The sequence below is a fragment of the Streptomyces sp. rh34 genome, assembly GCF_002551245.1.
GTDB lineage: Bacteria > Actinomycetota > Actinomycetes > Streptomycetales > Streptomycetaceae > Streptomyces.
The window spans coordinates 1-22,748 of record NZ_NTGZ01000112.1 but is presented as its reverse complement, the minus strand read 5'-3'; the positions used below and the strand labels follow the sequence as shown (position 1 = coordinate 22,748).

19 protein-coding genes are annotated in these 22,748 nt (G+C 72.7%); 5 read left to right on the top strand and 14 right to left on the bottom strand.

What is annotated here, in order from left to right; all coding sequences use genetic code 11:
* From CR470_RS20990 to CR470_RS20975, 4 genes are all read right to left on the bottom strand, one after another.
* The coding region (locus tag CR470_RS20990; protein ID WP_143663849.1) for an AAA family ATPase at positions 1-400 on the bottom strand (400 nt) is incomplete at its 3' end.
* Positions 401-628: 228 nt separating this feature from the next.
* Positions 629-1,051, bottom strand: a complete 423-nt coding sequence (locus CR470_RS20985; RefSeq protein WP_097869092.1) for a universal stress protein — start codon at positions 1,049-1,051, stop codon at positions 629-631.
* A 145-nt stretch (positions 1,052-1,196) separates the two neighbouring features.
* Entirely contained in the window at positions 1,197-1,856 is a 660-nt protein-coding gene (locus CR470_RS20980; RefSeq protein ID WP_097869091.1) for an FMN reductase, read from the bottom strand.
* 5 nt (positions 1,857-1,861) lie between these two features.
* Positions 1,862-2,998, bottom strand: a complete 1,137-nt coding sequence (locus tag CR470_RS20975) for an LLM class flavin-dependent oxidoreductase (protein ID WP_097869090.1) — start codon at positions 2,996-2,998, stop codon at positions 1,862-1,864.
* A gap of 453 nt (positions 2,999-3,451) precedes the next feature.
* On the opposite strand from CR470_RS20975, the gene trpS reads away from it, so the two are divergent.
* On the top strand, positions 3,452-4,519 hold the full coding sequence (gene trpS, locus CR470_RS20970) for a tryptophan--tRNA ligase (protein WP_097869089.1): 1,068 nt from the start codon (positions 3,452-3,454) through the stop codon (positions 4,517-4,519).
* A gap of 54 nt (positions 4,520-4,573) precedes the next feature.
* On the opposite strand, the gene CR470_RS20965 is transcribed toward trpS, so the two are convergent.
* The 4 genes from CR470_RS20965 to CR470_RS20950 form a co-directional block, all read right to left on the bottom strand.
* Positions 4,574-6,595 (bottom strand): NAD-binding protein, encoded by a 2,022-nt coding sequence (locus CR470_RS20965; protein ID WP_097869088.1) that lies wholly within the window; start codon positions 6,593-6,595, stop codon positions 4,574-4,576.
* Positions 6,596-6,626: 31 nt separating this feature from the next.
* A complete protein-coding gene (locus tag CR470_RS20960) occupies positions 6,627-11,645 on the bottom strand; it encodes a DNA repair ATPase (RefSeq protein WP_097869087.1) in 5,019 nt (1,672 codons plus the stop codon).
* Between the two features lie 317 nt (positions 11,646-11,962).
* Positions 11,963-14,098: a hypothetical protein gene (locus CR470_RS20955; RefSeq protein ID WP_097869086.1), complete on the bottom strand. Its 2,136-nt coding sequence runs from the start codon at positions 14,096-14,098 to the stop codon at positions 11,963-11,965.
* Positions 14,099-14,249: 151 nt separating this feature from the next.
* Complete coding sequence (locus tag CR470_RS20950; RefSeq protein WP_097869085.1) at positions 14,250-14,936, bottom strand: hypothetical protein; 687 nt, start codon at positions 14,934-14,936, stop codon at positions 14,250-14,252.
* A 443-nt stretch (positions 14,937-15,379) separates the two neighbouring features.
* On the opposite strand from CR470_RS20950, the gene CR470_RS20945 reads away from it, so the two are divergent.
* On the top strand, positions 15,380-16,453 hold the full coding sequence (locus CR470_RS20945) for a PucR family transcriptional regulator (protein ID WP_097869084.1): 1,074 nt from the start codon (positions 15,380-15,382) through the stop codon (positions 16,451-16,453).
* A gap of 147 nt (positions 16,454-16,600) precedes the next feature.
* Here the strand turns inward: CR470_RS20945 and CR470_RS20940 are convergent, their stop codons facing one another.
* From CR470_RS20940 to CR470_RS20915, 6 genes are all read right to left on the bottom strand, one after another.
* Entirely contained in the window at positions 16,601-17,056 is a 456-nt protein-coding gene (locus CR470_RS20940; protein ID WP_097869083.1) for a tellurite resistance TerB family protein, read from the bottom strand.
* 174 nt (positions 17,057-17,230) lie between these two features.
* Positions 17,231-18,514 carry a cation:proton antiporter gene (locus tag CR470_RS20935; RefSeq protein ID WP_097869082.1) on the bottom strand — a complete coding sequence of 428 codons (1,284 nt, stop codon included), beginning with the start codon at positions 18,512-18,514 and terminating at the stop codon, positions 17,231-17,233.
* A gap of 2 nt (positions 18,515-18,516) precedes the next feature.
* Positions 18,517-18,987: a cation:proton antiporter regulatory subunit gene (locus tag CR470_RS20930; RefSeq protein WP_097869081.1), complete on the bottom strand. Its 471-nt coding sequence runs from the start codon at positions 18,985-18,987 to the stop codon at positions 18,517-18,519.
* A gap of 207 nt (positions 18,988-19,194) precedes the next feature.
* Positions 19,195-19,641 carry a winged helix-turn-helix domain-containing protein gene (locus CR470_RS20925; RefSeq protein WP_373561432.1) on the bottom strand — a complete coding sequence of 149 codons (447 nt, stop codon included), beginning with the start codon at positions 19,639-19,641 and terminating at the stop codon, positions 19,195-19,197.
* Positions 19,638-20,171 carry a hypothetical protein gene (locus tag CR470_RS20920; protein WP_097869095.1) on the bottom strand — a complete coding sequence of 178 codons (534 nt, stop codon included), beginning with the start codon at positions 20,169-20,171 and terminating at the stop codon, positions 19,638-19,640. Before CR470_RS20920 ends, CR470_RS20925 begins: the two co-directional genes overlap by 4 nt.
* A gap of 85 nt (positions 20,172-20,256) precedes the next feature.
* Positions 20,257-20,811: a flavoprotein gene (locus CR470_RS20915; RefSeq protein ID WP_097869080.1), complete on the bottom strand. Its 555-nt coding sequence runs from the start codon at positions 20,809-20,811 to the stop codon at positions 20,257-20,259.
* A gap of 136 nt (positions 20,812-20,947) precedes the next feature.
* Here CR470_RS20915 and CR470_RS20910 point away from each other — a divergent pair, with 136 nt between their 5' ends.
* The 3 genes from CR470_RS20910 to CR470_RS20900 all read left to right on the top strand — a co-directional run bounded on the left by CR470_RS20910 (position 20,948) and on the right by CR470_RS20900 (position 22,716).
* The gene (locus tag CR470_RS20910) at positions 20,948-21,592 is read left to right on the top strand and encodes a dihydrofolate reductase family protein (protein ID WP_097869094.1); all 645 of its coding nucleotides are present in this window, start codon (positions 20,948-20,950) and stop codon (positions 21,590-21,592) included.
* Positions 21,593-21,799: 207 nt separating this feature from the next.
* Entirely contained in the window at positions 21,800-22,285 is a 486-nt protein-coding gene (locus CR470_RS20905) for a hypothetical protein (RefSeq protein ID WP_097869093.1), read from the top strand.
* An 89-nt stretch (positions 22,286-22,374) separates the two neighbouring features.
* A complete protein-coding gene (locus CR470_RS20900; RefSeq protein WP_373561431.1) occupies positions 22,375-22,716 on the top strand; it encodes a hypothetical protein in 342 nt (113 codons plus the stop codon).
* The last annotated feature ends 32 nt before the right edge of the window (positions 22,717-22,748 follow it).

Genomic DNA, 22,748 nt, shown 5'->3' with positions numbered 1-22,748 from the left:
AGATGTGTATAAGAGACAGGGCGGATGGCGTGCTGGGTCCCGGACCGTCCGCACCGCCCTGGGCGACCCTGACCGGGTCGCCCAGGAGCACGGCGAGCCGGCCGTCCGACGCCTCCTGGGCCGCCGCCCATTCGGCCGCGGTGGCGGACCGGCGCAGGCCGCGCAGGATCTGGACCCAGGGCCAGTAGCCGGGGGTGTTGTCCGAGTCCCAGCAGGAACCTCCGACCACCAGAGCCCCGCGCCGCCGTGCCTCGTGCGCGGCATCGGTGACGAGCGTGCTCTTGCCGATCCCGGCCTCGCCGGTGACCAGCACGAGACCGCCGTGGCTGTCCGTGGCCCGGGCGATCTCCGAGCGGAGTACGCCTGCGGGGTGGTCGCGCCCGAAGAGAGCAGGGGTCATGACCACACGATAGGAGTACCCACTGACAACGGCCTTTCGTTTACCGCCGAGACGGCCGCCGAGACGGCCGCCGAGACGGCCGCCGAGACGGTCGTCGCGCACCGTCGCGCACCGTCGTGCACCGTCGCGCCCCCGGGCGAGCCGTCGCGCCCCGTCGCGCGCCCGCCCGCTCCCGTCAGCCGTGCGGGCGGGAGCGGGCCTGCGGACGGGCAAGCCGCGTACGACGGTTCAGTCGCGCACGACCGTCACCGGGCACGGCGCGTGCTGGGTGACATGGAGGCTGACCGAGCCGAGAAGGGTGGCTTTCAGGCCGGTGTGACCGCGGGCTCCCACGACGAGCAGTTCCGCGCCCTGGGCGCGGTCCAGCAGGGCCTGGGCAGGATTGCCGATGACCACGACCTTGCTGACCGCCGCGGCTCCCTCGGCGCCGAGGGCCTCCTCCAGCGCCTCGGTGAGGGAGACGGTGGCCAGGGCCTGCGGGTCGAAGTCCTCCGGCATGCCCGGCATCATCGACGCCCAGCTGGTGGCGGGGTACTCCCAGCTGTTCACGGCCTCCACCGTGGCTCCGGTCAGTTCGGCCTGGCGCACGGCCCAGTGCAGTGCCTTGATCGAGGAGTCGGAGCCGTCCACGCCCACGACGATCCTGCCCATATCTGCCTCCAGCTCGGTACAGCTCGGTACAGCTCAGTAGGTCGGTACAGCGCGGTCCCTTTCCGTCCCGCTTGTACAGCGTTTGATCTCACTGTAATCACATCGGACAAGTGGGGGCGGTTCGGTGTGAACCACCCCCGAGGTGTCAGTCCAGCCGCAGGTCCGCGAGCTGCTGCTCGAACGGGACGACCGCGTCCTCCCCGTCGTCCAGACCCGGGGCCCGGGAGGCCCCGGAGGCCGTACGGCCCAGGACCGCGGAGGCCAGCTCGCCGCCCGCGCGCCGGATCCGGGACGGCAGGCCGTCGGTGTACTCGTCGCCCGAGGAGCCCCAGTCCTCCGAGGCCGCGTAGACGGAGGTGGGCACGGTGACGGCCCGCAGGTAGGCGAAGAGCGGGCGCAGCGCGTGCTCCAGGACCAGCGAGTGCCGGGCGGTTCCGCCCGTCGCGGCGATCACGACGGGCTTGCCGGTCAGCGCGGTGTTGTCGATCAGGTCGAAGAACGACTTGAACAGACCGCTGTAGGAGGCGGTGAACACCGGCGTCACGGCGATCAGCCCGTCGGCCTCCGTCACCGCGTCGAGCGCTTCCCGCAGCGCGGCCGAGGGGAAGCCGCTGAGCAGGTGGTGGGCGATGTCCACGGCGAGGTCGCGCACCTCGATGACGCGGACCTCGACGTTCCGGTCCTGTTCGGCAGCGAGACGCTCGCGGGTGGCGGCGGCCAGCCGGTCGGCCAGCAGCCGGGTGGAGGACGGCTGGCTGAGCCCGGCCGAGACGGCGACGATGCGCAGGGGCGGGGTGGCGAACATCGAGGTCAGGCCTCCTTCTCAGTGGTGCTGGTGGTGTCCGTGCTGCCGGTGGTGCCCGTGCTGCGGGCGGCGCGGGCCGCGGCGACCGCCGGGTGGACGGGCGCGGACTCCGGCACTCCGGCGGGCCGCAGGTTGGCGAACTCCTTGCGCAGCACCGGCACGACTTCCTCGCCGAGGAGGTCGAGCTGCTCCAGGACGGTCTTCAGCGGGAGCCCCGCGTGGTCCATCAGGAACAGCTGGCGCTGGTAGTCGCCGACCGCGTCCCGGAACGTCAGCGTCCGCTCGATGACCTCCTGCGGGGAGCCCACGGTCAGCGGGGTCTCGCGGGTGAAGTCCTCCAGGGACGGGCCGTGGCCGTAGACCGGTGCGTTGTCGAAGTACGGGCGGAACTCCCGTACCGCGTCCTGCGAGTTCTTGCGCATGAACACCTGGCCGCCGAGCCCGACGACGGCCTGTTCGGCGGTGCCGTGCCCGTAGTGCGCGTAGCGGCGCCGGTAGAGGTCGACCATCTTCCTGGTGTGCTCCATGGGCCAGAAGATGTTGTTGTGGAAGAAGCCGTCGCCGTAGTACGCGGCCTGCTCGGCGATCTCGGGGGAGCGGATGGAGCCGTGCCAGACGAACGGCGGGACGCCGTCCAGCGGGCGCGGGGTGGCGGTGAAGGACTGGAGCGGCGTACGGAACTTCCCCTCCCAGTCCACGACGTCCTCGCGCCACAGCTTGTGCAGCAGGGCGTAGTTCTCGATGGCCATCGGGATGCCCTGGCGGATGTCCTTGCCGAACCACGGGTAGACCGGCCCGGTGTTGCCCCGGCCCATCATCAGGTCGACGCGGCCGTCCGCGAGGTGCTGGAGGGTGGCGTAGTCCTCGGCGATCTTCACCGGGTCGTTGGTGGTGATCAGCGTGGTGGAGGTGGACAGGATCAGGTTCTCGGTGCGGGCGGCGATGTAGCCGAGGGTGGTCGTCGGGGAGGACGGGACGAACGGCGGGTTGTGGTGCTCACCGGTCGCGAAGACGTCCAGGCCGACCTCCTCGGCCTTCTGCGCGATGGCCAGGGTCGCCTTGATGCGCTCGTTCTCGGTGGGGGTCCGGCCGGTGGTCGGGTCGGTCGTGACGTCCCCGACGGTGAAGATCCCGAACTGCATGGCGTCCGCCTTCCTGAGTGCCGGCCGGAGGTCAGGATTCCGGGTTCCGGAGTACGGAAGCCTCGGCCGAGATTTGGTTGAACGTTGAACTACACCCTACAACGAGGCCCTCCACCGTCCTATTCCACGCAGCCCGGCGCCCTTCCGGGGCGCACGATCCGGCTCCTCCTCTCCGTGGGCTCGCCGTGGGTTCTCCGTGGGCCCGTAGGAACACGGACCTCCTCCGCGCCGGGCCCGTGGCCGCTACACTCGGCGCATGACCTCCGTCCCGTGCCGAAACTGGTGGCGCTCCTCCTAGGAGCGGCCACAGCATCTGCACGGAACCAGGGCCGTTCGACATGGACGGCCCTTTTCGCTGCCCTCGTACGGCGCGGACACGGAGACGGAGCGCAACGGCGCTCACCGGCGGGGCCGTCCTCCACGCATCCACCCACGCGAGGAGAGACACCCACCATGACCACAGCCGTCCCCGCCTCCGCCCCCGTCCTCACTCCCGCCGAGCGCCGCAGTGCCGAGCTGGAGCAGCAGCTGAACCGGGACCCCGGCCGCTTCCGGGTCCTCACCGGGGACCGCCCCACCGGCCGCCTGCACCTCGGGCACTACTTCGGCACCCTGCGCAACCGGGTCCGCCTCCAGGACCTCGGCGTGGACGTGTTCGTCCTGATCGCCGACTACCAGGTGCTCACCGACCGGGACACCGCCGACCGGCTCCAGGAGTACACGGACGGGCTGCTCCTCGACTATCTGGCCCTCGGTATCGACCCGGCGCGGAGCACCGTCTTCACCCACAGTGCCGTCCCCGCGCTCAACCAGCTCCTGCTGCCCTTTCTGAGCCTCGTCTCCGTCGCGGAACTGGGCCGCAATCCCACGGTCAAGGACGAGATCGCGCACTCGCGGCAGTCCGCGGTCAGCGGGCTGATGTACACGTACCCGGCGCACCAGGCCGCCGACATCCTCTTCTGCAAGGGCGACGTGGTCCCCGTCGGCCAGGACCAGCTGCCGCACGTCGAACTCACCCGGACGATCGCCCGCCGCTTCAACGAGCGGTACGGGCAGGTCTTCCCGGAACCGGCCGCCCTGCTCTCCGCAGCGCCCCTGCTGCTCGGGACCGACGGCGGCAAGATGAGCAAGAGCCGCGGGAACTCCGTTCCCCTCGGCGCCACCGCCGACGAGACGGCCCGCCTGATCAAGGGGGCGACGACGGACGCCGACCGGCACATCACCTACGACCCCGAGCACCGGCCCGGCGTCTCCTCGCTCGTCCTGCTGGCCGCCCTCTGCCTGGAGCGGGACCCGCACGAGGTCGCGGCGGAGATCGGTGACGGCGGTTCGGCCGCGCTCAAGCGGACGGTGACCGAGGCGGTCAACGCCCACCTCGCCCCCGTGCGCGCCCGCCGGGCGGAGTACGCGGCGGACCTGACGTACGTACGTTCCGTGCTGCGGGAGGGCAACGAACGGGCGAACGCGGTCGCGGAACGGACCCTGGGGGAGGTGCGGGAGGCGATGGGCACCTTCCGGTAGCCGCCCGCCCGGGCGCCCCGCCCGGGCGCCCCGCCCGGGCGCCCCGCCCGGGCGCTACTGCCTGGGCACCACCGACCGCTGCCGCCGCAGCAGCTCCGCGAGGCCCCGGCGGGTGGCGGCGATCACCACCCGGTCCTGGGCGCGCAGGACGTAGCCGGGGTGCAGGTCCCAGACCAGGCCGGAGGGCGGCGGTGCCACGTCGCCCGCCGGGTCGAACGGCAGCGGGGCGGCGAGGTCGGGGGTGCGGTCGCCGGGCGGGGTGGCGTCGATCGCCAGGACCCGCCAGGCCCCCGCCCGGAACGCCTGCTCGACCGTGCGGCCCTCCAACTGCGGGTGCCCCGCGACCTCCAGGGCCGCGAACAGCATGACCTTGCGTTCGACCGGGATCGCGCCGAGGATCTGGCGGCCCATCATGGCGCCGGCGAAGGCCGGGGCGGCCAGGTGGGAGACGGAGCGGGAGCGGGTCAGGGCCCCGGGGTGCGCGGTGCGCAGGGTGCGGTAGACGGCGGTGGCGAACTCGTCGTCGTACAGCCGCAGCGCCACCCTCAGGTCGGGCTTCACCGAGCGGGCGTACAGCGCCGCCTCCAGGTTCGTGGTGTCGATGCTGGTGAGGGCGAGGAGGGCGCGGGCACGGCGGATCTTGGCCGCTTCCAGTACGCCTTCCTGGGTGACGTCGCCGATCACGGTCGGCACGTGCATCGAGCGGGCCAGCGGGATGCCCCGCGCCTCGGGGTCCTCCTCGACGACGACCACGGGGATGTCGAGCTCGCGGAGCCGTACGAGGACCCGCGTACCGATCTTTCCGAGCCCCAGCAGCACCACGTGCCCCGACAGACCGCGCGGTGGGCGGCGCAGCGAGGACGCGGTGCGCAGGGTGCCGAACGCCTCCAGGACGGCGGCGACCAGCAGGGGGAGCAGGAGGAGGCCGGCGACGCCGGAGAGGAGCTGGATGATCTGCCGGGCGTCCCCTCCGCCCTCGGCCGGGTCGCCCATCGCCAGCAGGTCGAGCAGGGTCAGATAGGTGGAGTGCACCACGCTGTCCTTGGTGGTCACGACCGAGGCGATCACCAGGGCGACCACGGAGGCCGCGACGCCGAGGGCAGACCAGCGGAGCCTGCGGGAGAAGACCTGCGAGAGCGGGGCGCCCCTGCCGCCCATGCGGGTGGCCGGACGGTCCGGGTCGGCCCGGCTGACCGTTTCGAGGACCACCGTGCCCCGGCCGGTCGCGGCGGCGACGGCGCTCTCGCCGGGCAGCAGTTGGGGGGCCTCGTCGCCACTGCTGTCCGAACCCTCGGCGCCCGCCGGGTCGTTGGTGGTGGAGGAGAGCAGGGCGAGGGTGCACAGGCCGGGGTCGGCCGCCTCGCCGGGGCGGGGCGGGGGGCGTTCGGCGGCGCGCAGGAGCAGGCCCTCCGCCTGGATGACCTTGCTGCTGCCGGTGAGCGCGGTGGCGGCGAGGGCCGGGGCGGCGGTGTCGGCGTCGGACAGGACGGTGGTGGAGGCGTCCAGCAGCGCCGGGTCGATGCCGGGCATGGCGACGGCCGCCGCCTGGTCGAGCAGCTCCTCCAGGTGGAGCCCGAGCTTGCGGTTGTAGAGCCGGATGACCAGCCGCAGACGGGGGTTGAGGCGGCGGGCGGTCAGGGCGGCGCGGATGTTGCGCTCGTCGTCGTCGTAGACGAGCGCGAGGGCGGCGGCCCGGTCGACGCCCGCCTCCTCCAGTACGTCGTCGGAGGGTTCGGGCGCCTCCATGATGCGGACGGCCTCGACTCCGGCGTTGGTGTCGAGGTCGCCGCTGCCGCTGGTGCCGCCCCCGGCTGTTCCGTTGCCGTTGCCCGCGCGGTTCATCGCCGCCGACATCCGGCCGAACAGGGCCGCCGCCCGCCCCCGTTGGGTCAGCGGCGTCTCGGGGCTGTGCGCGTCCCGGCCCGGGGGCAGGAGCAGGGTGACCCGCTCCCCGTAGACGTAGCGCAGCTCCACGGCGAGCCGGCGCGCCAGGGCGTCGTCACCGCAGACGATCATGTGGCCGGCCGACGGCGGGCGTCCCGGCTGCTGAGGAAGTGGAGGCACGAAACCCAGCATGCCGTGATCCCTTCCGGATCGGTCCTCCCGGTCAGTGCGGAGTGCTGGTGATCTTCGCATGATGGTGCGGAAGCGTCCGGCCGTCGGGCCCGCCCGAGCCCTGTGGGGCCGGTGGGTGCGCCGGGCCGGTCAGCAGGTGGCGGGGGTCCGCCGCGCGCTGGATCGCCGTCTCGACCGCCGCGATCCGGTCCGCGAGCAGACCGAGCGCGGCCACGGCCCGGGTCATCGGGTCGCCGTCCGGGCCGCCGAGCGCCTGCGTACGGACGTAGGACGCGGTGATCGCCGCCCACCGCTCGGCCTGTTCGGCGGTGAGCGTCCCGCGCAGGGCGGCCAGCTTGAGGAGGTTGGCCTCGGCCCCCGTGGTGAGTGTCTGGGCCTCGCCCGCGTAGTGGTCGTCGACGACGGCGGACAGCTCCTCGTCGTTCATGACGGGCACGATCCGCTCGGCGATCTTGTTCATGTTGCGGTAGGAGCCCTGGAGCCGGAACGGCGGCTCGGTGCGCGTGGCGTCCGTCCGCGCGGCCGAGGCGATGTACGCCGCGTTCACCGCGAGCACGGTGTCCCGGGCGGTGAGCAGATGGCGCAGCACGGCCAGGACGCGGTCCAACTCGGCGGCGCTGTACGGGTGGTCCAGGTGCTCCGCGCGGGCTGCCGGGTCGCTGCCGCCCGCCAGCCGCACCAGCAGTGCCAGGTCGTCCCGGGACCGGGCGGCCAGCGGGGCGAGGACCGGGTTGGCGGTCAGGGCGTTCTCCACGAAACTCAGCGCGAAGACGTCGTCCCGGCCGCTGAGGACCTCGCCGAGGTTCCAGACGTCGGCCCGGTTGGCGAGCATGTCGGGGATCCGGAACTGCTCGCCGGACTCGGTGTACGGGTTGCCCGCCATGCACACCGCGAACCGCTTGCCGCGCAGGTCGTAGCTGCGCGGCTCGCCGTCCCGCACGCCCTCGATACGCCGGGTGGCGTCGCACAGCGGGATGAACTTCTGGAGCAGTTCGGGCGAGGTGTGCTGGATGTCGTCGAGGTAGAGGAGCGTGTTGTTGCCCGCCTCCAACGCGAAGTTGATCTTCTCGATCTCCTGCCGGGCGGTGGCGCTCGGGGCCCGGTCCGGGTCGAGGGAGGTCACGTCGTGGCCCAGGTTGGGCCCGCTGATCTTGACGAGGACCATGCCGAGCCGGTCCGCGACGTACTCCATCAGCGTCGTCTTGCCGTAGCCGGGCGGCGAGACGAGCAGCAGCAGCCCCTGCGAATCGGTGCGCCGGTCGGCGTCGGCGGTGCCGAGCTGCTTGGCCAGGCTGTCGCCGATCAGCGGCAGATACACCTCGTCGAGCAGCCGGTTGCGGACGAACGCCGACATCACGCGGGGCCGGTGGTCGTCCAGCCGCAGCCGCCCGCGCTCGGCGGTCACCAGGGAGGTGCGCAGCCGCTGGTAGGCGCGGAAGCCGGGCACGGTGCGGGTACGGAACTCCGATGTACGGGCGAGGAGTTCGTCGATCCGTACGGTGAGGGCCCCGCCGTCCGCGATGCGCGGGTGGTCGCCGAGGAGGCCCTCCAGGTGCTCGGTGAGCGGCGCGTCGCAGGCGTACCGCTCCAGCTCCGGGCAGAGCTCCACCGCCACGGCCTCCGCCAGGTCGCCGCCGCCGAGGCCGGCCCCGGTGGTCTCGGCGTACGGGGCGAGCCAGCCCTCCACGAGCTGCTGCCGGGCTGCCGGGTCGTCGCCGAGGGCCGCGAGATCGTCGCCGTACGCGTCGGGGCCGGCTGCCCGGTGGAAGGCGTCCAGGAAGGCGCGGACCGAGGAGCCCACGACGAATCCGGCGGGCCCGGTGGTCAGCTCCTCGAAGAGGTACGCGGCGACGGCGTGACCCGGCGCGGACGGGGACGGGGAGCCGATCGCCGCCGCCCACTCCTCCTGGAGGGCGCCGATGGCCGGGGCCAGCCCGAAGGTGTCCCGGGCCCGCGCCAGGGAGACCGCGCGCCTGGTCCAGGAGGTGCGCAGTGTCTCGTCGGCGCCGTACGCCCAGAAGAGCTGGGCCGCCGCCCGGACGGCGGGCTCGTGGCGCAGTAGCCCCGCGCCCGCGTGCAGGCGCAGCAGGGCGGCCAGGATCGCGGTGGCGTCCTCGTCGTGGACGCCCCGGGTGTACCCCTCGTCGTACGCCTCGGCGGCCGACTCCCGCACCAGACGGGCCAGTTCGGGCCCGCTGAGCGCGGTGAGGCGGCTCGCCCCGTGCTCGTCGAGGAGGCGGGCGGCGAGGTGCTCGGCACGGTAGACGGAGGCGTTCTCGGAGGGGAGCAGCTGCTCCCAGTACGGCCGGGCCGCCGCGAACGCCGGGTCGGTGACCGGGGCCCGGTAGTCCGTGCCGGTCAGCGCGAAGGCGAGGCTGTCCCCGGCGGGCACGAGCGTCAGGTCGAACGGCTGGGTGTTCACGGCGAACCGGTGGCGGCCCAGCCTGATCACGGATCCGCCGTCCGCGTACAGCTCGGTGCGGTCGCGCAGGGCGCGGCCCGCCTCCTGGCGGGCCGCCTTCAGCCGCCCGTCCAGCTCCTCCGCCCGTACGGGATCGCCCAGTTCGCGCAGCTCCTCGGCCGTGCGGCGGACCTTGGCGACCATCGGGTCGGAGGCGAAGTAGGTGTGGACGGCGTCGAGGTCCTCCAGTGAGGCCACCCGCCGGGCGACGGTCTCCAGCACCCGGCCCGCCGACCCGGCCAGCCGCTCCGCGCGCCGCGCCCGTTCGTCCTGGAGGGTCTGCTTGCGCGCCGAGAACGCCTCGTACACCTCGGTGCGGCGCTCGGCCAGCTCGGCGAGGAAGTCGTCGAACTCCGCGAACCGCGACTCCAGGTTCTCCAGCTGGAGCAGCAGCCGCGCCAGTTGGTCGTCGCACGTCTCCGGGGTGCCGGCGGCGGCCAGCGCGCCCGTGACGGCCTGCCCGAGCAGCGCGAACTCGGCGGCGAACTCGGCCCGCCCCTCCTTCGACAGCAGCTCCCGGCGGCGCGCGTCGAGCGTGGCGCGGGCCCGGTTCGCCCCGCCCAGCACCTCGGCGATCCGCTCCAGGATCGAGGTACGCACGGTGGCGTCGCCGATCTCCAGGCCGGCGACCACGTCCGTGACGGTGGCCAGCCCCTCCGTCATCGCGGACAGCCGGTCGGTGACGGCGGAGGCGTCCCGGACGGTCCCCAGCGAACCGGCGTCCTCGACCAGCCCCGCGATGTCCTCGTGGTAGCCGTCGAACGCGTCCTCGCGGGCGAGGAAGGAGACGGCCCGCTGAGCCGCCGAGGCGATGTCGTCCTCGGTCCGGGCCGACAGCTCCGCGATGCGCTCGACGTCGGCGTACCGCATGTCGCCGACCGTCGCCAAGTGGCCGTGGACCTGCCGCAGTTCGGTCAGCCGCTCGACCCACGCGGACGCGGACCCGGGAACCTCGCCGCGTACCCGGCGCACCAGCGCGGTGATGCGGGCGGCGGTCTCCTCCAGCGCGTCGGCGGCCCGCCGGGTCAGCTCCTGTACGGCGGTGAACTCGGCCAGCACCTGCTGCGCGGTGGCCCGAAGCTGCCCCAACGGCTCGGCGAGACAGCCCAGTTCGGGGTCGGCCAGCCAGTGGTAGCGGTCCTGGGCGCGGGCGCAGTCGGCGGCGAGCCGCCCGTACACGGCGGTCGTCGGCGTCATGTCCCGTACGCCGTGGGCGAGGGCGAGACAGTCGGAGATCCCGCGCACCAGGTCGGCGTTGCCGGTCCGGGCGAGCGGGCCGGTCCCGACGGGGCGGGCGGCGGCGTAGGTGTCGGAGACGTACGGCGTCTGCCAGCGCTGCAAGGGGTGCACGCGCGCGGGGCCGTCCGGGGTGTCCCGGAGCAGGATCAGCGTCCCGTCGTCCAGCAGCGCGTGCCCCCGCCCGGTGAGCGGGGTGGCGACCTCCTGGCGGATCAGGTTGTAGGGGAGGAGGAGGCTGCGCAGCCCGTCGCGCGAGCGGAAGACGTAGAGCACGTCCTCCCCGTTGGGCGAGCGGACCGCGCCCTCGAAGACCGGCTCGGCCAGCTCCTCTGCCGTGTCGAAGGTCTTCGCGGTGCCGGTGGTGAGGTAGTAGCCGCCGGGGAAGATGATCCCCTGGTCCTCGGGGAGCCGGTGGCAGGACGGGCCGATGCCGTCGAGCCGTTGGACGGTGGCGAGCAGCGAGTTGAAGACCAGGTGCCGCCAGGCGTCCTCCTTGTACGGACGTACACGCAGCAGCACCAGCGGCCCGACCTCCGCGTACTCGACGTCGGCGTCGGCCAGCGACTGCAACGGCTCGTCGACGGGCTCCTCGTAGATCCCGTCCGGGGACTCGGTGTCGTCGGCGACCTTGACGGTGAGGGTGCCGCCCAGCGTGTCGACGTAGAGCCCGCCGCCCTTGCCGACGGCGATGTGCGGGTGCCGCCCCGGGATGTGCGACTCCCGCCCCGCCACGGTCCACGCGAAGTCGTGGGAGGGCGGGAAGACGTGGTCGCGCTCGCCCTGCGCGTCGAGGAACGCCCCCGGGGACCCGTCCGGCCCGAGCGCCCAGCGCAGCACCCGGATGTCCTCGGCGTTCTCCCCGGTCCGGAAGACGGCGAGGAGCCTGCCGTCGACGCGGCGCAGCCGCAGCAGGCGGGCGTCGCGGAAGTAGCGGTGGAGCGAGGAGAACTCGCGCCGGAAGTCCTCACCGCCGAGGAGGGTGCTCTCCGCTCCGGGAGCGCCGTCCTCCGGCGCGGAGTCCCGTACGAGGAGGACGTCCTCGACGCCGGCCTCGCCGCGCGCGCCCGGCCCGCGCTCGAAACCGAAGAGCAACTGCCCTCCCACCGCGACGAGGTCACGCGGCACGGAGGCCCGCTCGGTGCGCACCTGCTCGGTGGCCAGCAGCCGCAGCCCGGTCGACCCGAACTCCTCGGTCCGCCGCACGTTGAGGGCCTCGGCCCGTCGCACCAGCTCCCCGGCCTGTGCCGAGAGCCGGCGCCGCAGCACCTCGTAGGCGCCGGCGTCCACATCGCCCGCGCCGCTCTGCGTGTCCTGCGGCGCGGTGGAGGTGGCGGTGGTGTCGCTGTCCATGCGTACGGCTCCCTACGTGTTCCATCGTCTTCAGCCGGCCCGGCACTACCCGGCCGACCTGGCGTTACCGGGCCGGTCCGGCACCACCCAGCCCGTCCGGCGTTCGAGGACGGACCCTGCGGCCGGTGGGCCGGCCTCCTGGCGTGCGGGGCAGGCAGGTCCTGGTGCGCCCGCCCCCGTGGGACGCACACCCAGACCGTCCGCCCCTCCCGGCCGAGGGTTCCGTCCTCAAACGGCGGACGGGCTGAGCACGCGCCGGACCCCGCCGGGTGGGCGCCCGCACCCGCCGGGCAGGCGCCGGGCCGACCGGTAGCGCGCTACCCGACCGGCGCGGCCTCCGCCCCGTTCCGGGACACCGCCCCACCCGCGGGAGCAACCTTCGCACCGGTCAGCGACGACACCGGCAGATCCGCGAGACCCAGCTCCTTCGCCGCCGCCAGCAGCTGCTGCACCTGCCCGGACGCCGCCCCCGACGACCCCGGCCCCATCAGCCGCATCAGCAGCGCCGACACCGTCAGGTTCTGCACATCCCCCGTGGAGACCGAACCCAGCACCCGTGTGAGGTCGTCCGTGAACGAGGACGACCCGTCCAGCCACGGCCCGGCCAACGCCTGCGCGGTCCCCGAGTTCTCCACGAACCCGTCCACCGCCTTGCCGAGCGAGATCGACGAGACGATCCGGTCGAAGAAGACGGAGTCGCCGCCGACGATGTCGATGTCGGCGTTCTCCAGGCCCGTCGCCAGGACCGTCGCCTGCGCCTCGGCGACCTGCCGCTGCACTTCGAGGCCGGCCAGCCGGATCTCCTTCTCCGCCTCCAGCCGCAGCCGGTACTCCTCGTGCCCGCGCGAGGCCTCGTCCAGCGCCGCCATCGCGGCCGCCTTCTCCGTCAGCCCCGCGGCCTCCGCCTTCAGCTTCTCGCCGATGACCGCCGCGTCGGCGGTCGCCTGGGCCGCGGTGCCCTCCGCCGTGGCGAGCGCCTTGAGCCGCGCGCCCTCCGCCTCGGCCTTGAGCCGTGCCTCCGTCGCCTCGGCCTCCGCGAGACCGGCCTTCTCGATGACCTCGGCCTCCGCGTCCCGCACCTGTACGGCGGCGAGCCCGGGAGCGGCCGTCTCGGCCTGGATGCCCTCGGCGAGCCGCAGCTTGGCCTGCGCGTCGAGGTCCGCGGTCTTGAGCCGGGCCTCGGCGAGCGTGAGCTGCTCGGCCGCCAGGTGCGTGGACGCCGCCTCCGCCGCCTCGGCCGCCTTGATGTCCTTGACCAGCTTCTCCTGGGCCTCCGCCTCGGCCGCGATGATGACCGACCTGCGGGAACGCTCGGCGTCCTCGACGGCGCGCAGGGTGAGGATCGACTCCTCCTGCTCCGCGACCGTGCGGTCCACCGCGATCCGCTCCCGGATGACGTCGGCGACCTCGCGGCGCTCGGCCTCGACCTCCTTCGTGGCGGCGATCCGGTTCAGCTCGGTCTCGCGCTCGCGCCCGATGACCTCCAGCATCCGGTCCTTCTCGATGCGCTCGCTCTCGACGGCGATGACGCGCTCACGGTTCTTCTGCGCGACGGCGATCTCCCGCGCCTGGTTCTCGCGCTGGATGCCGAGCTGCTCCTCGGTCTTGATGAACGCGCTCTGCGAACCGAGCCGCTCCTCCTCCTGCACCCGGGCGGTGGCCGCCTCCTCGCGCGCCCGCAGGACCTCCACCTCGCGGCGCTGCTTGATCTCCGCCTCGGCCTGCCGGCGCTCCAGCTCCAGGATCGTCTCGCGGGCGTCGACGTCCTGCCGCGTGATCTCCTTCTGCTCGGTGCGCTGGAACTCGTTGGTGCGCACGTGCTCGATCGCGGTCAGTTCGGTGATCTTCCGGATGCCCTGGGCGTCCAGGATGTTGGCCCCGTCGAGCTGGGCCATCGGGGTCTGCTCCAGGAAGTCGATCGCGGCGTCGTCGAGGTGGTAGCCGTTCAGGTCGGTGCCGATGACCTGGATGATCCGGTCCCGGAACTCCTCGCGCTTGGTGTACAGGTCGACGAAGTCGAGCTGCTTGCCGACGGTCTTGAGCGCCTCGGAGAACTTCGCGGCGAAGAACTCCTGGATGGCGACCTTGTCGCTGGCCCGGCCCGTACCGATGGACTGCGCGACCTTGATGACGTCCTCGACGGTCTTGTTGACCCGGACGAAGAAGGTGATCTGGATGTCGGCGCGGATGTTGTCCTGGCAGATCAGGCCCTCGCGCCCGGCGCGGCGGATCTCGATCGTCTTCACCGAGATGTCCATCGTCTCGGCCTTGTGGAGCACGGGCAGGACGACGGCCCCGGTGAAGGTGACGTCGACCTTCTTGGTCTTGGAGATGATCAGCGCCTTGCCCTGCTCGACCTTGCGGAACAGCCGGGTGACGACGAAGGCGATGGCGATGACGATGAGCAGGACAACGGCGATGAGCACGCCGATGCCCAAGGAGATGGCATCCATTGAAGAGTCCTTGGCGGCTTGTCGGTACGGAAGTGGCACAAGCGAAGTAGGGGTGGCCGGTCGTCACGGTGACGGCCGGGTGGCCGGTCGGCGGCGGCGGTTCCCGGAGGCCGGAAATCCGGGTGTCCGGTGGTCCGGTGGCCCGTCCGGGTCAGCCGTTCGCCCCGCCCGGCAGCTCGCGCGGTCTGGTGGTCGGACCCGGATCGAGCGCCGCGTCGTAGGGCGAGACCCAGAAGAACTCGCCGTCCTCGTCGTACGCGTAGAGGAGTCCGGAGCCGCCCAGGACGAGCGGCGCTTCCTCGGCGGCCGGCCCGGAGAGCCGGGAGGCGGACGGGAACGGCTCGGCCGTGCGGACCTGCACGATGGCCGTCGAACCGTCGGGCGACACGACCTCGGCCTGGCCGAACGTCGCGGTGACGGAGCCGGTGCGGATCGTGCAGAGGTTCCCGACGAAGTCCAGCCGCGATGGCGGAGGTTCCGCCGGGAAGTACCGGCGGAAACGGCGGACGAGGAGGCGGACGGCCGCCCAGGCGAGGACCAGCGCCCCGGCGAGGACGGCGACGGAGAGGACGGCGCGGGTGGCGCCGCCGGTCTCGCCGCGGCGCAGCAGGACCGTGCCGGTCAGGCTGCCGAACCAGGCGAAGAGGACCAGCAGGGAGACGGAGACGGAGACCGGGACACCGCCGAGACCGGCCGGGTCGGTGTCGAGGTCCCCGTCGAAGGAGTCGTGGCCGGCGGCCCCGGCGAGCACCAGCAGCCAGAAGCAGACGACGACCACCAGCGCGGCGCCGAAGATGACGGCGGGGAACGCGAGTGCCGCGCTCAGGAATTCGTCCATCGGTCCCGCCCCCTGCGGTTCTGCGCACGGGCCCTGAGGCGGTGCGCGTCCGTGTGATCCGTTACGGGGGCGGTGAGCGGCCGGTCGGCGGTCGGGCGACGGGGCCCGGCCCTTGCGGCGCTGTCGGAACGCGCCGCAGCGGCCGGGTCGTCCCCCTCGGGACTCCTCCCGTCGGAACCCGGGTTCCGCACCGCCCCCGATCCCCCGTGGACGGTGCGGAACCCGGGGCCCGGGAGAGGTCTCCGTCCCCCGTTCCCCGTGCTCCCCCGTGCTTCCCCCGTGTGCTTCCCCCGTGTTGTTGCTGACCTGATCGTGACATCCTGGGCCCGCACATCGCATTGCCGGATCCCGGCAATCTTCACGCTTCGCTAATGCCGGGCACCGGCACCGCCCGGTGTGCGTTGGGGAAATGACCGGACTGTTGCAGGGCTGAAGGAGAATGCGTGGCCGAGCTGACGATTCCCGAGGAAATGCTGGGCGATTACGCCCACATTCTGGGCGAAGTCGCCCTCACTGGCCGTCGCCTGACGCGTGACGAGCTGGAGACGCGCCGTGCGCTGGGCCGTGCGGCGGCGGACGCGGGCCATCAGCTGCGCGCTCTGGTGACGATGCATCTGGCGCAGACCCGTGAGGCCTGGCCACGTGCCGCTGCCGGAAACTCCCCTGCCGCGGCCGACGCCGTCCTGGCCGCGGTGGAGCAGGCGGTCGACGCGTTCGCCGAGGGTTTCGAGCGTGCCCAGCGGCTCACCGTGCGGCGGGAGGAGGCGGCGCGCCGGGAGTTCATCGACGACCTGCTCTACGGGCGCAGCGATCTGGTGCGGCTCGCGGAGCGGGCGACCCGCTTCGGCCTGCGGCTTTCCCGGGCGCACGCGGTGGCGGTGGCGTCGGGCCCGGAGGCGTACACGGAGACGGACGTGGTGCCGCGCAGTGTGGAGGCGGCGCTGCTGGCGCGGTTCAGCGGCCGCAAGATCCTGCTGACGACGAAGGACGGCCGGATCGTCTGCATCGCGCCGGGCAGCCAGCCGGACGTCCTGCGTTACTTCGCCAAGCAGGCGCACGCGGCGACGGACGGCGGCCAGGTCGCGGTCGGCCGCCCGCACAAGGGCCCCGGCGGGGTGGTCCACTCGTACGACGAGGCGCTCCAAGCCCTCGACCTGGCGGACCGGATGGGGATGGACGACCCCGTCCTGTACGCCTCGGACCTCATGGTCTATCCGGTGCTGACCCGGGACCAGCAGGCGATGGCCGACCTGGTGCGCAGCGCGCTGGGCCCGCTCCAGAAGGCGAGGGGCGGCGCGGAGCCGCTGCTGAACACGCTGGCGGTCTACTTCGACGCGGGCTGTGTCGCCGCCGAGACCGCGCGCCGGCTGGCGCTGAGCGTACGGGCGCTGACGTACCGCCTGGAGCGCATCCACCAGTTGACCGGATCGGACCCTTCGGACCCGGTGCACCGCTACAGCCTGCAGACGGCGGTCATCGGGGCCCGGCTGCTGGACTGGCCGGCCAAGGAGCTGTGACGGCCGCCTGCCGGAGCGGCGGGAGGGAAGGGTGGCCGGGGGCGCGCTCAGGGGGTGACGTACCCCCGGCCTGCCGGTGGGGACGGGGACGCGGACCGGTGGTCGGCCGGACCGCGCGACCGCACCGGCGGTCCTGGTGGATGCTCCCTACAGGTCGAACTCGTGCGGCGGCAGGTCGAGCGCGAAGCACGCCTCCCGCACGACGGCCTGCTCGGACGCGTCGAAGTCGCCGTCGGCGCCGCCGATGACGATGCCGATCTGGATGACGGCACGGGCCTCGGCCGGCTTCTTCTTCGCCTTGGCGATTTCCTGGACCACGCTGACCTTGCCGAACGCGAAGTCGGTGGTGAGCTGGTCGACGTAGGCGTTGAAGCGGCGCTGAAGGTCGTCCGCGGGGAAGTTCCGCAGGACGTCGTTGGTCGAGATGAGCGTCGCGACGCGCTGGCGCTCCGACGGGTCGATGGAACCGTCGGCGGCGGCAACGAGAGCGCACATGGCCATGCTCGCGTCCCGGAACGACCCCGACTTCAAGTCGTGCTTCTTCGCCTCCAACTGCGTCTGCATCGACGACGCGGATTCCTTGATGCGATCCCACAGAGCCATGACGTCTCCCTACGTTGCGGTGCGAACCCGGAACCGGTGTAACTCTACAGTCGTGTAGATGTCGATGGTGGGGGCACCTCCCACGACGAAGCCCCCGGACACACGACGTGGGTGTCCGGGGGCTTCGGCAGAGGCCGCGAGCGGTAGGGGCGGCAGCGGTGGGGCGGGCGGCGGCTACTCGCGCGTCTCGCCCGCCGGTTCGGGGGTGAGGTCGTCCTGCGACAGCAGCCGGCGCTCGGGAGCGGACTTCGCGACGGGCTCCTTCTCCATGCCGCCCGTGCCCGTGCCCGTGCCCTTGCCGCCGCCGCGGCGGGCCTCGATCCTCGCCACGACGGGCTGCGTCCACCGGGCGGTGAGCGGGCCGATGATGACGAGGATCAGGACGTACGCGGTGGCGACGGGGCCGATGCGCGGCTCGGTGGCCACGGCCAGACCGGCGATGACGATGGAGAACTCGCCGCGCGCCACGAGGGTGCCGCCCGCCCGCCAGCGGCCGCGCGAGCCGATGCCGGCGCGCCGGGCGGCGTACCAGCCGGTGGCGATCTTGGTGAGGGTGGTGACGATGGCCAGCAGGGCCGCGGGCAGCAGCACCGGAGGGATGTCGGCCGGGTTCGTGGAGAGCCCGAAGAAGACGAAGAACACGGCGGCGAACAGGTCCCGCAGCGGGGTGAGCAGCTTGCGGGCGCCCTCGGCGACCTCGCCGGAGAGCGCGATGCCGACGAGGAACGCGCCGACGGCCGCGGACACCTGGAGCTGCTGGGCGACACCGGCGACCAGGACGGTGAGGCCGAGGACGACCAGGAGCAGCATCTCCGGGTTGTCGGAGGAGACCGCGCGGCTGATCAGGCGGCCGTGGCGGAGCGCCAGGTAGAGGACGAGTCCGACGGCCCCGAGCGCGATCACGAGCGCGAGGCTGCCGCCGGCCAGGCTGACCCCCGCGAGCATGGCGGTGAGCAGCGGCAGGTACACCGCCATCGCCAGGTCCTCCATGACGAGGACGCCGAGGACGACCGGGGTCTCGCGGTTGCCGAGCCGGCCGAGATCGGTCATGACCTTCGCGATCACCCCGGACGACGAGATCCAGGTGACACCGGCGAGCGCGACGGCGCCCGCGGGCCCCCAGCCGAGGATCAGGGCGGCGACGGCGCCGGGCGTCGCGTTGAGCACGAAGTCCACGACGCCGGACGGATACTGCGTCTTGAGGCTCGTGACCAGCTCGGACGCGCTGTATTCGAGCCCCAGCAGGAGAAGCAGCAGGATGACGCCGATCTCGGCGCCCACCATGGTGAACTCTTCGCTGGCCTTGAGCGGAATCAGCCCTCCGTGCCCGAACGCCAGCCCGGCGAGGAGGTAGAGCGGGATCGGGGAGAGGCCTATCCGCCCGGCGATCCGTCCCACGAGCCCCAGCCCGAGGATGACGGCTCCCAGCTCCACCAGCAACGCGGTCGTGTCATGCACGGTCAGCCCTCCGCAATGATCTCGGAGAGCGCGTCGACGCCCTCACGCGTACCGACGGCGACGAGTGTGTCCCCGATGGCCAGTCGAAAATCCGGTTCCGGCGACGGGTGCGCGCTGTGGGTGCGCAGCACCGCCACGATGGACGCCCCGGTCCGTGTCCGTGCCCGCGTCTCCCCCAGCAGCCGCCCGCCGTACGGGGAGCGGGTCCCGAGCGGGATGTGCTCGGTGACGAGGTCGATGCCCTTGGTCCGTACGGCGTCGATGGGCGCCGCGTCGATGAGGTGCGCGAGCGCGGTGGCCTCGGACGTCGTCAGGGGGACGGAGAGTCGGCACGCATCAGGGTCGTCCTGTTCGTAGAACCCGATGAACCGGCGGCCGTCGTGGTGGACGACGACCGAGATGTGCTGGCCCGTCTCGGTGGTGAAGTCGTACTGAGCACCCACTCCGGGCAGTGACGTGCGGCGGGTTCCCATGGCTTCCTCCCGAGACGTGCGGCGGTGCGCGCGCACTTGGTGACCTCTTTATCCGGCCATTACCTTATCGGGCGGCGAAAATCCGTCAGGGGGCTCCGGCTGCCAGCCGTACGGGGCGGTGTGACCAGGCACCCTCATGCGTTCCCGCCAGCGGCGGCCTCACTGCTCTGGCCGGAAATCGCCCGTGGGTGTTCGGGTGCGGGGGTGCTACGGGCCGACCGAGCCCGCCGCGTGGCGGGCCGCGGCCACCAGGTCCTGGAGCGCCGCGAGGTGCCGGTCCAGAGCCTGTCGCCCGGCGGCGGTGAGGGACAGCCAGGTCCGGGGCCGCTTGCCGACGTGTCCCTTGCGTACGTGGAGGTAGCCCGCGGCCTCCAGCGCGGAGGCGTTCTTGCTGAGGGCCGAGTCGGAGATCCGGCAACCGTCGCGCACGGCGGCGAACTCGGCCTCGTCGCAGGCGGAGAGGAAGGCGACGAGGGTCAGCCGGGTCGGATGGTGGATGACACCGTCCAGCGCGGGGGCCTCGTCCGGGGCGGAGCTGTCGCTCTGTGCGGGTCTCTCGTCCGGGGCGGCGCTGTCACCGCGCGGAGGGCTGTTGTCCAGGGCGGGCCCGTCGCACGGGGCGGGGCTGTCGTCCCGGTCGGCCCCGCCCCTCACGCGAGCTCCCGTAGGGCCCGCTGGATGGACGCGTTACGCACGAGGCAAGCGCCCCACACTCCGAGCCCCCACACGCCGAACGCACCGATCTGGAGGGCGGCTTGGCTCGCCCCGGCCGCCCAGCAGGCGGCCCCCGCGATCGCTCCGGCCGCGAAGACGACGGGCAGTGCGACCCGGCTCCGCCCCCATCGTGAGGACCAGGATCGCCCCACCAGGACGCCGGCCCCCCGCCGGGCGGCCCGCGCGAGCGCGACGACGACGCCGAGCCCGAGCACCGACACGAGCAGCGCGACGACCGTCGCGGCCCCGCCCCGGCCGTCGCTCCAGGCCCGCACCACGCTCGGCCCCACCAGGGCGGCCGCTGCGGCCGGTCCGTACCAGGCAGGCGTCGTGCCCGCCCGGAGCCCGGCGCGCTCCTGCGCCAGCCGTACGTCGCGCAGTGCACCGGCCGCGTACTCCGCCGAGGCGTCGGGGCGCTCGGCCGCGTTCTCCCGCGACGGTGTGGGTGACGGCGAAGAGGACATGGGCATGCGGGGGGCCTTCCAGGGGTGCGGGTGCCTGAGGGCTTTCATGATGGCATTCATTTTCCACGCAGGAAAATACTTTCCTGCGCGCTCAGGTCCGCGCGGAGAGCACGGGCGCCAGCAGCTCCAGGGCGTCCTCCCACGGGAAGGGGGCCGCGTCACCGGACGTGGGCGTGTGCGGGGTGCGGGTGCTGACGAGGACGCCCATGCCGCGCAGCCGCCGCAGGCTCTCGACGTACGCCGGGTGCGCGGCGAGGGCGGAGTTCACGGCGGGGAGGACGGCGGTGGGGACGCCGAGCCCGTACGCCTCGCAGAGGATGCCGAGCGCCAGGGTGTCCGAGATCCCGGCCGCCCACTTGTTGATGGTGTTGAACGTGGCGGGCGCGACGGCGATGGCATCCGGGTCCGGCAGCGGGCGCGGGTCTCCGGGTGAGCGCCAGGCGGAGCGGACCGGGTATCCGGTCCGTTCCTCGACGGCCGCCACGTCGAGGAACCCGAGCCCTTGCGGGGTGGCGACGACGCCCACCTCCCACCCGGCGTCCCGCGCCGCGACGAACAGCCGGTCGATGTCACGGGCGACCCCGGCCGCGCAGACGACGACGTACAGGAACGGCTTACGGGCCTGGCGGCCGGACTGATCGCTCACGAGGACTCCCTGGATCGCTGAAGCGTGTGCGGTGTGATGGGGTGAGAGGAGGTGATCCCTGCCCCTCGACCGATGAGTTTTCCCTGCCCGGGAAGTCCCACCACCGTCGTTGACCGCACAGAAGCAGGAGGAACGCGTGACCCAGCTGCTGAAAGTCCAGAACTTCACCGTGTCGAGCGACGGTATCGCCGCCGGTGAGGAGCAGTCGCTGGAGCGGCCGTTCGGTCACGTCGACCCCGAGCGGCTCTTCTCCTGGGCCGGGGCGACGGCGAGCTGGCCGAACCGCACGGAGCCGGGCGGGAGCCGGGGCCTGGACGACTACCTCACGCGGGACTTCGCGCACAACATCGGCGCCGAGATCATGGGCCGCAACAAGTTCGGCCCCCAGCGCGGCCCTTGGGAGAACCACGAGTGGCAGGGCTGGTGGGGCGAGGAACCCCCGTTCCACACACCGGTGTTCGTGATGACCCACCACAAGCGCCCGTCGCTCACCCTGTCGGACACCACGTTCCACTTCGTCGACGGCGACCCGGCGACGGTCCTCGACCGGGCACGGGAGGCGGCGGGCGGCAAGGACGTGCGACTCGGCGGCGGAGTGACCACGATCCGTGAGTTCCTCGACGCCGGCCTGGTCGACACCCTGCACGTGGCGGTCGCCCCGGTGAAGCTGGGGACCGGCCTGCGCCTGTGGGACTCACCGGACGACCTGCGCGACCGTTACCACGTGGACGTCGTCCCGAGCCCGAGCGGCATGACGCATCACCTGTTCTGGCGGAAGTGACGGCGGGGGCGGGCCGAATTCACGAAGTGCGGGGCGGGGCCGCCGGGGATCGTGGAGAGTCGTTTGCGTAGTCGTCCGAGTGCGCAGAGGTACGGAGCGCACCCGGACACCGCGCGCTGCCCACCCGCAGCCTCCCCGAAAAGGACTTCTGCCGTGTCGCCCTTCGAACCTCGACACGCTCCCGCCGGCGATGTGGGCGCGGCGCTCATGCTGATCGACTCACGGCTCAGGACCGTCCACGCGGGCAGGAGCGGGACCGACCCCGAACAGGAGCAGCTGATCCAGCAACTGCTCTCGTCGCGCGGCCCGGAGGGCATCGACGATGTGCGGGACGGAACATGCACGCTCATCTACCTGTACATGAAGTGGCTCCGGGAGGCCCACGAGGCGCACGAGAAGGATGTCGTCGAATACGTGGTCCCGACTCTCGTCACCTCCCTGAAGATGCTGCCGAGGAGCGTCCCGCCCGAGGCCGTACCCACGATGGCGGGCCTGGCCATTGCGGCCGCCACCGGCCTGAGCCCCACCCTCTGGCGCAAGCAGTACGGCGACTGGACGGAAGCAGAACGGACCCCGCTGGAGGCGACGGCGTTCCTGCTCGCCGAACACATCAACCGCATGACGGACGACCAGAACTTCGCGACCTGCATGATCACGGAGGCGCTGACGCAGGTGGAGTCGGGGGCGGAGTAGGAGGGGTGGGCGAAGAATGGTGCTGCGGGGCCTTGGAAGTGTGTTGTCCTCCTGCCGCAGGACGGCGTCCGGTGTGCCGTGGGCAGAGGATGCCCCCCGAAGCCGCCGTCTCCGTACACGAGGTCGAGCAGGTGCGCCCGCCCTCGGACCCGCCGCCCCCGCCTCCGCCTGCCGTTCCCCGGTACGTCGCACCCCTCGTCACCTGCGCCGGACCCGGGACCGAACACGTCTTCCGGTCCATGGCCGGGGAGACCGAATGCCCCGACTGCCAACAGGCCGCCGCCTGGGCCCGCCGGGCCGAGCGCCGGGCTGCGGACCTCGGTGTCGACCTCGCCGACGACGCGGCGGCCGCCGTGGAGGCCGGGCGTGACCCGGACGGCCGGCGCGGGCGGCTCGCTGCCACCGCGGCAGGGGCGCCCGGGGCTTCGTAGCGGGCCCTACCCCCTGTCTCTTATACACATCT